Raw genomic sequence first — 11,461 nt, 5'->3', positions numbered from 1 at the left:
GGCCACGGGGGCGAGGTCCTCCGCCGTCAGAGTCGCCCCGGCCGCCTCGGCGTCCGCGGCCCGACCGGCGAGGAGTGCGCCGAGCACGCCGCCGAGGACGTCGCCGCTGCCCGCGGTCGCCAGCCAGGGCGTGGATCCGGAGACCTCGAGCTCGACGCCGCCCGCGACGACGTGGGTGGTGCCGCCCTTGAGGAGCACGCAGACTCCGAGGCGGTCCGCCGCCCGGCGCGCCCACTCCCCCGGGGCCTCGGCGATCGTCGCGGCGTCCGCGTCCAGACCCGCTCGGCCGAGCACTCCGGCGAGCTCGCGGTAGTGCGGCGTGATGACGACCGGGCCTGCGGCCTCGTCGATCAGGTCGAGCGCGCCCGCGTCGAGCACCACCGGGACTTCCGAGTGCAGCTGCTCGATCAGGGTGCGCCGCTCCTCGTCGCTGCGGTCCTCGGCGCTGGTGCCGGAGCCGACGAGCCAGGCCTGCACGCGTCCCACCGCGGTTACGACCTCCGGCCGCCGGGCGAGCACCAGTCCCGCGGGCCGCTCCGGTCCGAGGTAGCGGACCATGCCGACTCCCGTCCGCACCGCCGCCTCGACGCCGAGCACCGCCGCTCCCGGGTACCGCTCCGACCCGGTCGCGATCCCCAGCACCCCGCGCGTGTACTTGTCGTCGTCCTCCCGCGGCACCCTGATGCTCCGCGCCGCCTCCGCCGTCCCGACCCGCTCACCCATCCCGCCACCCTACGTCGCCCTGCGACCGAGCCGCCCGGTGCCGGCGCAGCCGCACTGATGCCGGCGCGGCGCACTGGTGCCGGCGCAGCCGCACCCCTCTCCCCTTTCTCCAGGGGGGCGCGTGTGCTGGAGGGGGCAGTCGCAAGGCGAAGGAGGAAGCGGTACCGGCGGTACCGCGCCCGACGACAACGCCGCGAACGCCCCCTCCAGCACCCGCGGGCGCGGGCCGAGGAGGGGTCGGATGCAAGGCGGAGGAGGAAGCGATACCGGCGGTATCGCGCCCGACGACAACGCCGCAGACGGCCCCTCCGCGGCCCGCGCCTAGCGGCGGGTGGCGTCGTCGACTTCGCCGACGAGCTCCTCGATGATGTCCTCGAGGAACAGCACTCCGGTGGCGCGGCCCTGCTCGTCGAACGCCCGGGCGAGGTGGGCGCCGGTGCGCCGCATGATCGCGAGGGCGTCCTCGAGGTCGGTGGCCTCGAAGATCGAGGCGAGCTGGCGGATGCGCTTGGCGGGGACGGGGAGGCGGAACTTGGCGCCCTCCGTGTCGCCGTCGAGGTCGAGGACGTCCTTGAGGTGGATGTAGCCCTCGGGGGTGCCGTCCTCCCCGAGGATCACGTAGCGCGAGAAGCCGTGCTTGGCGACGGCGCGCTCGACGTCGGCGGGGGTCGCTCCGCTGGGGAGGCTGACGATCCCGTCGAGGGGCAGGGCGACGTCGTGGACCTTCTTCTCGGTGAACTCGAACGCGGCGAGGAGGGTCCCGGTCGAGTCGCGGAGCGTGCCCTCGCGGGTGGACTGGTCGACGATCGTCTGCACCTCCTCGAGCGTGAAGGTGCTGTTCGCCTCGTCCTTGGGCTCCACCTTGAAGAGGCGGAGCACTCCGTTCGAGACCGCGTTGAGGGCGACGATGATCGGGCGGAGGACCCGGGCGATGGCGACGAGCGGCGGCGCCAGGAGGAGCACGGCGCGGTCGGGCATCGAGAACGAGATGTTCTTGGGGACCATCTCGCCGAGCACCACGTGCAGGAACGACACGATCAGCAGCGTGATGACGAAGGCGACGGTGCCGGAGAGCTCGTCGGGGATGCCGACGGCGTGCAGCGGCACCTCGAGCAGGTGGTGGATCGCCGGCTCACTCACGTTGAGGATCAGCAGCGAGCAGACGGTGATGCCCAGCTGCGTGGTCGCGAGCATCAGTGTGGCGTGCTCCATCGCGGCGAGCGCGGTGATCGCGCTGCGGCGTCCGCTCTCCGCGAGGGGCTCGATCTGGGAGCGGCGCGCGGAGATGACCGCGAACTCCGCTCCGACGAAGAAGGCGTTCGCGGCGAGGAGCACCACGAGCCAGGCGATTCCGGCCCAGTCACTCATCGTCGGACTCCTTCCGTCCGCGGTGTCCGCGGGCGACGTCGGCGAGCGGGTCGGGGATCCCGTCGGGATCCGCGTCGGGGTCGGGCGTGAAGCGGAGGCGGTCGATGCGGCGGCCGTCCAGGCGCTCGACGCGCAGCGAGCCGCCCTCGACGTCGACCCGGTCGCCGACGGCGGGGAGGCGGCCGAGCTCGCTCATCACGAATCCGGCGACCGTCTCGTAGGGCCCCTCCTCGGGGATGTGCACGCCGGCGCGGTCGAGGACCTCGTCGGGGCGGAGCATGCCGGGGAAGGTGGTGGAGCCGGGGAGCTTGACCACGTCGGCCCGGGAGCGGTCGTGCTCGTCGGCGACCTCGCCGACCAGCTCCTCGACCAGGTCCTCGAGCGTGGCGACGCCCGCCGTCCCGCCGTACTCGTCGACGACGACCGCGAGCTGGAAGCCGCGTCCGCGCAGCTCCGTGAGCAGCACATCGAGCTTCATGGTCTCGGGGACGCGGAGCGGCTCGGAGCGCAGCGCCGTGACCGGCACGTCGGACCTCTTGCCGCGGGGCACGGCGACGGCCTGCTTGACGTGCACGACTCCGACGATGTCGTCGATGTCGTCGTCCGTGATCGGGAAGCGCGAGAACCCGGTGGTGCGGGCGAGGTCGAGCACGTCCTGCGCGGTGCTCGCGCGCTCGACCGTCGACAGGCGCAGGCGCGGCGTCATCACGTCGCCCGCGGTGAGGGCGGAGAAGCGGAGGGTGCGCCCGAGCAGGTCGGCCGTGTCCTCCTCGAGCAGTCCGGCGCTGGCGGAGTGGCGCACGAGGCTCGAGAGCTCCTCGGCGCTGCGGGCGCCCGAGAGCTCCTCCTTCGGCTCGATGCCGACCAGGCGCAGCAGGGCGTTCGCGCTGCCGTTCAGCAGGGCGACGGCCGGGCGGAACACCGTCGTGAACGCGGTCTGCAGCGGCACGACGAGCTTCGCGGTCGCCCGCGGCAGAGCGAGGGCGAAGTTCTTGGGGACCAGCTCGCCGAGGATCATCGACAGCAGGGTCGCGATGACGATGGCGACCACCGTCATGACCGGCGCGAGCGCCTCCTCCGGGATGCCGAGTCCGCTGAACGGCTCCTGGAGCAGCGTCGAGAGGGCGGGCTCCATCGTGTAGCCGGTGAGCAGCGTCGTGAGAGTGATGCCCAGCTGCGCGCTCGAGAGGTGCGTGGAGGTGACGCGCAGGGCCGCGATGGTCATGCCCAGGCGCGTCTCGCCGCGGTCGCGACGGGCCTCGAGGTCGGCCCGGTCGAGGTTCACCAGCGCGAACTCGCTGGCGACGAAGACGCCGGTGCCCAGGGTCAGGAGCAGGCCGACGCCGAGGAGGAGCCACTCAGTTCCCACGGTGGTCGCCCCCGGTCACGAGAGGGAGGTGCGAGGAGGGCCGGACGGTGCGGGCCGGCGGAGCGGCGGCACCGGAGCGTCGAGCGGGAGTCCGAGGAGCACGGCAGTGAGCGGAACAGGCCGGATGCGCAGAGGGAGGGTCGTCCATTGTGGCGCCGAGTCTACCCGCCGCGGAGCGCCGCCGGGCGTGCTCCGACGCGGCGGCTCAGAGCCACTTCTTCCGCTTGAACACCGCGTAGAGCGCGAAGCCGAACAGCACCATCAGGCCCAGCGCCCAGGGGTAGCCGAGCCGCCAGTGCAGCTCCGGCATGTCGTCGAAGTTCATCCCGTAGATGCCGGCCACGAGCGTCGGGGCGAAGAGGATCGCCGCCCACGAGGAGATCTTGCGGACCACGTCGTTCTGGGCGAGCCCGGTCTCGGTCTGCCGGCGCGAGACGAGCGTCGAGTGCACCGTGAGCGCCTTGTCGAGGATCGCGCGCAGGGAGTCGACCGCCTCCGTCACGCGGATGGTGTGGTCGAGCACGTCGCGGAGGGAGCGGCGCAGCTCGATCCGCTCCGGCGAGGGCGAGGGCTCCCCCTCCACGGGCGTCGACTCCTGCAGCAGCTCGTGCAGCAGGGCGGTCAGCGGCTGCACCGAGCGCTGGAAGTGGATGACCTCGCGCGAGAGCCGGTAGATGCGCTCCGAGAGCCCGTCGTCCGAGCCGTCGCCGAAGAGCTGGTCCTCGATCTCGTCCACGTCGCCCTGGACGCCGAACACCACCGGCGCGTACTCGTCGACGACCTGGTCGAGGATCGCGTAGAGCACCGCTTCGGGCCCGCGGGCGAGGAGGGCCGGATCCTCCTCCAGGCGGCGGCGCACGCGGGCGAGGTCCGGGGAGTCGGCGTGCCGGATGGTGACCACGAAGTCGGGGCCGACGAAGACGTGCAGCTCGCCGAAGACGACCGTCTCGGCGGCGTCCGCGTAGCGCGCCGGCCGCAGCACGACGAAGAGCCCGTCGTCGTAGCGCTCGAGCTTGGCCCGCTGGTGCCCGCTGAGCGCGTCCTCGACAGCGAGCGGATGCAGCCCGAACTCCTCGGCGACCGCCTCGACCTCCTCGCGCGTCGGGCGGTAGAGGCCGATCCAGGCCATGCCGTGCTCGTCGCGCATCAGCTCGAAGGTGTCCTCGAGCGAGTCGGGGTTCCGGATGCGGCGGCCGTCGACGTACACGGCGTTGTCGACGATGGTCATGGGCTCGGTTCTAGCACGCGGCGCCCGCTCACCAGCTGACCGGCAGCGCCTTGCCCTCCTCGTAGCCCGCGGCCGACTGCAGGCCCACGTGCGCCCGCTCGTGGAAGTCGGCCACGCTCCGGGCGCCGGCGTAGGTGAAGGACGAGCGGACCCCCGAGGTGATCATGTCGAGCAGGTCCTCGACCGAGGGCCGCAACGGGTCGAGGTAGATGGTGGAGGAGGAGATGCCCTCGGCGAAGAGGCGCTTGCGGGCGAGCTCGTAGGCGTCGAGGCGGTCGAAGCGCTCCTGCACCGCCTTGGCCGAGGCCATGCCCCAGCTCTCCTTGTAGACCCGGCCGACCGCGTCGCTGCGCAGCTCCCCCGGCGCCTCGATCGTGCCGGCGAACCAGGAGCCGATCATCACGGAGGCGGCGCCCGCGGCCAGCGCGAGGGCGACGTCGCGCGGGTAGCGCACCCCGCCGTCCGCCCAGACGTGGGCGCCCAGCTCGTGCGCGCGCTCGGCCGTCTCGAGGACGGCCGAGAACTGCGGTCGGCCGACCGCGGTCATCATCCGCGTGGTGCACATCGCGCCGGGGCCGACGCCGACCTTGAGGATGTCCGCTCCCGCGTCGACGAGGTCGTGCACCGCGTCGGCCGTGACGACGTTGCCCGCCGCGATCGGCACTCCGAGATCGAGCGCGGAGACCGTCCGGAGCGCCCGGAGCATCCCCTCCTGGTGGCCGTGCGCGGTGTCGAGGACGAGGACGTCGACGCCCGCGGAGACGAGCGCGCGCGCCTTCGCCTCGACGTCGCCGTTGATGCCGATCGCCGCCGCGACGCGCAGACGCCCGTCCGCGTCGAGCGCCGGGTCGTAGACGGTGGAGCGGAGGGCGCCGGTGCGCGACAGCGTGCCGACCAGGGCGCCGTGGTGCAGCACGGGGGCGAAGTCGAGGTCGGCGGCCACCATGAGGTCGAAGGCGGCCCGCGCGGTGGGCACGTCGTCGGCGTCGATCGAGGGGGTGGCGGAGTGCACCAGGTCGCCCAGGCGCGCGTCCGGCAGCGCGGTCGCCAGGCGCGCGGCCGGGACGCAGCCGAGGATCGCGCCGCCCTCCTCCTGCACCACGAAGCCGTGGCCGGCGACGGCCGGCAGGATGCGCAGCGCCTCCTCCACGGTCGTCGCCGGCGAGGCGGTGAGGGCGCCGGAGAAGGCGACCGGCTGGCGCTTCACCCAGCGGATCGCGGCGTCCAGCGCCTGCAGGGGCATGTCCTGCGGGAGGACGCCGAGCCCGCCCCGGCGCGCGAGCGTCGCTGCGAGGCGCTGACCGGTGACCGAGTTCATGTTGGAGGAGACGACGGGGATCGTCGCCCCGGTGCCGTCGCCCGGGGCGAGCGAGACGTCGAGGCGGCTCGTCACCGACGAGCGGCCGGGGACGAGGAAGACGTCCGAGTAGGTGAGGTCGCCTGAGGGTCTTCCGCCGGAGAAACGCATGGGGGAAACGCTACTCCGGCGCGGCCCCGGGTCGGCCGTGCAGGGAACGGGGCTAGGCTTGGCGACCGGGACGGGACCAGGCGACGGCACCGGTTCCCGCTGGTGCGAGGACGACCTCCTCCGCCGCGGTGGCAGGCGCCGAGGGATGCGACGGGCCCGTCCGGATGATCGAGGACGAATCAACGGAGAGAGTGGGCGATCGGCTGTGTCGAGCCAGTTGACCGGAGCAGGAACAGAGCAGGGCGCGGAGGACTTCGGAGCCAACGAGTGGCTCGTGGAGGAGCTGTACGAGCAGTACAGCGCCGACCGCGCCTCGGTGGACGAGTCCTGGTGGCCCATCCTGGAGCGCTACGGCGCCCAGCTCGCGAACTCCGGCAAGGACGCTCCGGCTCCGGCTCCCGCCGCGGCCCCCGCGCCCGCCGCCTCGAAGCCCGCCGCTGCCGCCGAACGCGTCTCGTCGAGCGGCGGAGGCGCCGTGACCCATCCCGCCGCGGCCTCCTCCTCCGAGTCGACCCCCGCCTCCCGCACCACGTCGAAGCAGCCGAAGGCGCAGCCGATCCCGGCCGACGCTCCGGTGAGCAAGCCCTCCGCCGAGGACTCGACGCCGGACGAGGACGTCGTCACCCCGCTCCGCGGCATGGCGAAGAGCCTCGCGACCAACATGGACGCCAGCCTCAGCATCCCCACCGCGACGAGCGTCCGCACGATCCCGGCGAAGCTGATGATCGACAACCGCATCGTCATCAACAACCACCTGCGCCGCACCCGCGGCGGCAAGGTCTCGTTCACGCACCTGATCGGCTGGGCGCTCATCCGCGCGCTCAAGGACTTCCCGAGCCAGAACGTGTTCTACGACGAGGTCGACGGCAAGCCCGCGGTCGTCGCCCCGGCGCACGTCAACCTCGGCATCGCGATCGACATGCCCAAGCCCGACGGCACGCGCGCCCTGCTCGTGCCGAGCATCAAGCGCGCCGACACGCTGAGCTTCACGGCCTACCTCTCGGCCTACGAGGACCTGGTCAAGCGCGCGCGCGGCAACAAGCTCGTCGCCGGCGACTTCGCGGGCACCACGCTCTCGCTGACGAACCCCGGCGGCATCGGCACGGTCCACTCCGTCCCCCGCCTGATGAAGGGCCAGGGCTGCATCATCGGAGCCGGCGCCCTCGAGTACCCGGCGGAGTTCCAGGGCGCGTCCGAGAAGACGCTGGTCGAGCTGGGCATCGGCAAGACCATCACCCTGACCTCGACCTACGACCACCGCGTCATCCAGGGCGCCGGCTCGGGCGAGTTCCTCAAGATCGTGCACGAGCTCCTGCTCGGCGGCCGCGGCTTCTACGAGGACATCTTCGCCGCGCTGCGCATCCCCTACGACCCGATCCACTGGTCCACGGACATCGCCGTCGACCTCGCCGAGCGCGTCTCCAAGACCGCCCGCGTGCAGGAGCTCATCAACTCGTTCCGCGTCCGCGGGCACCTGATGGCCGACGTCGACCCGCTGGAGTACGTGCAGCGCTCGCACCCCGACCTCGCCATCGAGAGCCACGGCCTCACCTTCTGGGACCTCGACCGCGAGTTCGTCACGGACGGCTTCGGCGGCAAGCGCCAGCTCAAGCTGCGCGACATCCTCGGGATCCTCCGCGACTCGTACTGCCGCACCGTCGGCGTCGAGTACATGCACATCCAGGACCCGGAGCAGCGCGCCTGGATGCAGCAGAAGCTCGAGCGCGGCTACGAGAAGCCGGGCCACGACGAGCAGCTGCGCATCCTGGGCAAGCTCAACGAGGCCGAGGCCTTCGAGACCTTCCTGCAGACCAAGTACGTGGGCCAGAAGCGCTTCTCGCTCGAGGGCGGGGAGTCGCTCATCGCGCTGCTCGACGCCGTCCTGCAGGGCGCGGCCGACGAGCACCTCGACGAGGTCGCGATCGGCATGGCCCACCGCGGCCGCCTGAACGTGCTGACCAACATCGCCGGCAAGACCTACGGCCAGATCTTCCGCGAGTTCGAGGGCACCCAGGATCCGCGCACGGTCCAGGGCTCCGGAGACGTGAAGTACCATCTCGGCACCGAGGGCACCTTCCGCGGCGCGGCGGGCGAGGAGATCCCGGTCTACCTGGCAGCGAACCCCTCGCACCTCGAGGCCGTGAACGGCGTGCTCGAGGGCATCGTCCGCGCCAAGCAGGACCGCAAGCCCATCGGCACCTTCACCACGCTGCCGATCCTCGTGCACGGCGACGCCGCGATGGCGGGCCAGGGCGTGGTGGTCGAGACCCTGCAGATGTCGCAGCTGCGCGCGTACCGCACCGGCGGCACGATCCACATCAACATCAACAACCAGGTCGGGTTCACGACTCCCCCTCACGAGGCCCGCACCTCGATCTACTCGACCGACGGCGCGAAGACGATCCAGGCGCCGATCTTCCACGTGAACGGCGACGACCCCGAGGCGGTCGTCCACGTCGGGCAGCTCGCGTTCGAGTACCGCCAGCGGTTCCACCGCGACGTGGTCATCGACCTGATCTGCTACCGCCGGCGCGGGCACAACGAGGGCGACGACCCCTCGATGACCCAGCCGCTGATGTACAGCCTGATCGAGGCCAAGCGCTCTGTCCGCAAGCTCTACACCGAGGCGCTCGTCGGCCGCGGCGACATCACCGAGGAGGAGTACGACCGCGCCCACCAGGACTTCCAGGACCGCCTGGAGCGTGCGTTCGCCGAGACCCACGCCGCGCAGACCGGCGCGATCCCCGTGATCACCGCCGACGGCGACTCCGTGGCCGACCTCGAGCTGCCCGACGCGCAGCAGGGCGAGGACTACCCGGGCGAGCCCGAGGTGACCGGCGTGAAGACCGAGGTCGTGACCCGCATCGGCGACGCGTTCACGACGCCGCCCGAGGGCTTCACCGTGCACCCCAAGCTCCAGCAGCTGCTGGCGAAGCGCCAGGAGATGAGCCGCTCCGGCTCCATCGACTGGGCCTTCGGCGAGCTGCTCGCGCTCGGCTCCCTGCTCCTCGAGGACACCCCGGTGCGCCTCGTCGGCCAGGACACGCGCCGCGGGACCTTCGTCCAGCGCCACGCGGTCCTCCACGACCGCGAGAACGGCCAGGAGTGGCTGCCGCTGATGAACCTGTCCGAGCAGCAGGCCCGGCTCTGGATCTACGACTCGCTGCTCTCGGAGTACGCGGCGATGGCGTTCGAGTACGGCTACTCGGTGGAGCGGCCCGACTCGCTCGTGCTGTGGGAGGCGCAGTTCGGTGACTTCGCGAACGGCGCCCAGATCGTGATCGACGAGTTCATCTCCTCCGCCGAGCAGAAGTGGGGCCAGCGCTCGTCGCTCGTGCTCCTGCTCCCGCACGGCTACGAGGGCCAGGGCCCCGACCACTCGTCGGCGCGGATCGAGCGCTACCTGCAGATGTGCGCGGAGCGGAACATGACCGTCGCGCGACCGTCGACGCCGGCGTCCTACTTCCACCTGCTGCGCCGCCAGGCCTACTCCCGGCCCCGCCGACCGCTGATCGTCTTCACCCCGAAGGCGATGCTGCGTCTACGCGGAGCCTCGAGCCCGGTCGAGGACTTCACCTCGGGCCGCTTCCAGCCGGTGATCGACGACGCGCGGATCCAGGACGCCTCGGCCGTGAAGCGCGTCCTGCTCCACGCCGGCAAGGTCCACTACGACCTCAAGGCGGAGCTCGAGAAGAAGCCCGACGACGGCATCGCGCTGGTCCGGGTCGAGCAGTACTACCCGGCGCCGATCGAGGAGCTGCGCGGCATCGCCGAGCGCTACCCGGACGCGGAGCTCGTCTGGGTGCAGGACGAGCCCGAGAACCAGGGCGCCTGGCCGTTCATGGCCCTCGAGGTCGCTCCGAAGCTGGGCCGGTCCATGCGCGTGGTCTCGCGGCCGTCCGCGGCCTCCCCCGCGGCCGGCTCGGCCAAGCGGCACGCCTCCGAGCAGGCCGACCTGCTGTCGCGGGCGCTCACCCGCTGATCCGCGGTCCGCACGACGCGGTCGGGCCCGTCGGAACCTCGTGTTCCGGCGGGCCCGTCGCGTTGCGGGCGGACCGTGCCTGACCGCAGGCCCACAGAGACCGGCAGAAGCGCTCGCGACGTGCGGGTGCCGCGGCGACCGGAGGCCGCCGGACACGACGGAGCCCCGGCCCCTCGAGGGCCCGCGGTGCGCGGGAGATCTCGAACGGCCGGGGCTCCCCGGGTCGTGCTGCGCCTAGAGGCGGGCGGGCGCCTGGGAGTGCGCGGCGTGCTCGTCGCGGAGCATGCCGAGCACCTGGGCGCGGAGGTCCTCCGGCGCCGTCTCCTTGCACGCCCGCTGCACGGCGACCGTCAGAACCACGCCGACCTTCGCCTCGTCGGCGCAGTCGCCGCATCCCGCCATGTGCTCGCGGATGTCGGCGGCGTCCTCCTTGCACAGCTCGTTGTGGAGGTACTCCTCGAGCTCGGCCTTCGCCTTCGTGCAGCCGCTGTCGGTCATTTCGTGCTCCCGGAAGTGAATGCGGCGCGGAATCCGCGCTCGCGTGCGTAGTCGGTGAGTCGTTCGCGCAGCATGCGCCGGCCGCGGTGCAGCCGGCTCATGACGGTCCCGACGGGGGTCTTCATGATGTCCGCGATCTCCTGGTAGGAGAAGCCTTCGACATCGGCGAAGTAGACGGCGAGCCGGAAGTCCTCCGGGATCGCCTGGAGCGCCTCCTTCACCGCGGTGTCGGGGAGGTGGTCGATCGCCTCCGCCTCGGCCGAGCGGCTGGAGGTGGCCGTGGTCGACTCGGCGCCGCCCAGCTGCCAGTCCTCGAGCTCGTCGATCGCGCTCTGATAGGGCTCGCGCTGCTTCTTGCGGTACGAGTTGATGAACGTGTTCGTCAGGATGCGGTAGAGCCAGGCCTTCAGGTTGGTGCCCTGCTCGAACTGGCGGAACGCGCCGAAGGCCTTGGCGAACGTCTCCTGCACGAGGTCCTGCGCGTCGGAGGGGTTCTTCGTCATCCGCAGACCGGCCGCGTAGAGCTGGTCGATGAAGGGCAGCGCCTGCTGCTCGAAGAGGGAGCGGAGATCGACGGGAGCCTCGACCGGGGCGTCGTCCAGCGACTCCTCGACGGTCTCCACGATCGTCTGCTCCGCGTCGGCGGGCTCGGGAGCCTCGTCGGCGGGGGTGGTGCGGGGTTCGTCGTCGCGAGTCATCACGAGCGATTCTAGAGCGGCGGCGCGGCGGACGACCGGGGTTGCGGCGCGAGGGCGCCTCCGGGCGACGGGCCTGCTGCTCCGGAGGACCGGGGGTGCTGCCGTCATGCTCCGCCTCCGTCACGCT

General features: G+C 72.0%; 8 protein-coding genes. 1 reads left to right on the top strand and 7 read right to left on the bottom strand.

Going from position 1 to position 11,461, the window contains the following annotated elements:
* From C5C82_RS02350 to C5C82_RS02330, 5 genes are all read right to left on the bottom strand, one after another.
* Positions 1–723: ADP/ATP-dependent (S)-NAD(P)H-hydrate dehydratase (locus C5C82_RS02350; RefSeq protein WP_104354551.1), on the bottom strand; the 723-nt coding region annotated here is incomplete at its 3' end.
* A 321-nt stretch (positions 724–1,044) separates the two neighbouring features.
* Entirely contained in the window at positions 1,045–2,091 is a 1,047-nt protein-coding gene (locus tag C5C82_RS02345) for a hemolysin family protein (protein ID WP_104224111.1), read from the bottom strand.
* Positions 2,084–3,460 carry a hemolysin family protein gene (locus tag C5C82_RS02340; protein ID WP_104225499.1) on the bottom strand — a complete coding sequence of 459 codons (1,377 nt, stop codon included), beginning with the start codon at positions 3,458–3,460 and terminating at the stop codon, positions 2,084–2,086. Before C5C82_RS02340 ends, C5C82_RS02345 begins: the two co-directional genes overlap by 8 nt.
* A 205-nt stretch (positions 3,461–3,665) precedes the next feature.
* Positions 3,666–4,688, bottom strand: a complete 1,023-nt coding sequence (gene corA / locus C5C82_RS02335) for a magnesium/cobalt transporter CorA (RefSeq protein WP_104291587.1) — start codon at positions 4,686–4,688, stop codon at positions 3,666–3,668.
* Positions 4,689–4,716: 28 nt separating this feature from the next.
* A complete protein-coding gene (locus tag C5C82_RS02330; RefSeq protein ID WP_104291588.1) occupies positions 4,717–6,156 on the bottom strand; it encodes a GuaB1 family IMP dehydrogenase-related protein in 1,440 nt (479 codons plus the stop codon).
* Positions 6,157–6,361: 205 nt separating this feature from the next.
* Here C5C82_RS02330 and C5C82_RS02325 point away from each other — a divergent pair, with 205 nt between their 5' ends.
* The gene (locus C5C82_RS02325) at positions 6,362–10,138 is read left to right on the top strand and encodes a multifunctional oxoglutarate decarboxylase/oxoglutarate dehydrogenase thiamine pyrophosphate-binding subunit/dihydrolipoyllysine-residue succinyltransferase subunit (RefSeq protein ID WP_181068290.1); all 3,777 of its coding nucleotides are present in this window, start codon (positions 6,362–6,364) and stop codon (positions 10,136–10,138) included.
* Positions 10,139–10,372: 234 nt separating this feature from the next.
* Here C5C82_RS02325 and C5C82_RS02320 read toward each other — a convergent pair whose 3' ends face one another.
* Both C5C82_RS02320 and C5C82_RS02315 read right to left on the bottom strand, forming a co-directional pair.
* Positions 10,373–10,636: a zf-HC2 domain-containing protein gene (locus C5C82_RS02320; protein ID WP_104325360.1), complete on the bottom strand. Its 264-nt coding sequence runs from the start codon at positions 10,634–10,636 to the stop codon at positions 10,373–10,375.
* Positions 10,633–11,334, bottom strand: coding sequence for a sigma-70 family RNA polymerase sigma factor (locus C5C82_RS02315; RefSeq protein WP_104224117.1), 702 nt, complete (start codon positions 11,332–11,334; stop codon positions 10,633–10,635). Before C5C82_RS02315 ends, C5C82_RS02320 begins: the two co-directional genes overlap by 4 nt.
* Between the last annotated feature and the right edge of the window lie 127 nt (positions 11,335–11,461).

This window comes from Rathayibacter sp. AY1D5 (genome assembly GCF_002932515.1).
Classification (GTDB): Bacteria; Actinomycetota; Actinomycetes; order Actinomycetales; family Microbacteriaceae; genus Rathayibacter.
The sequence above is the reverse complement of the archived record's forward strand: the minus strand, read 5'-3'. Positions and strand labels throughout refer to the sequence as shown.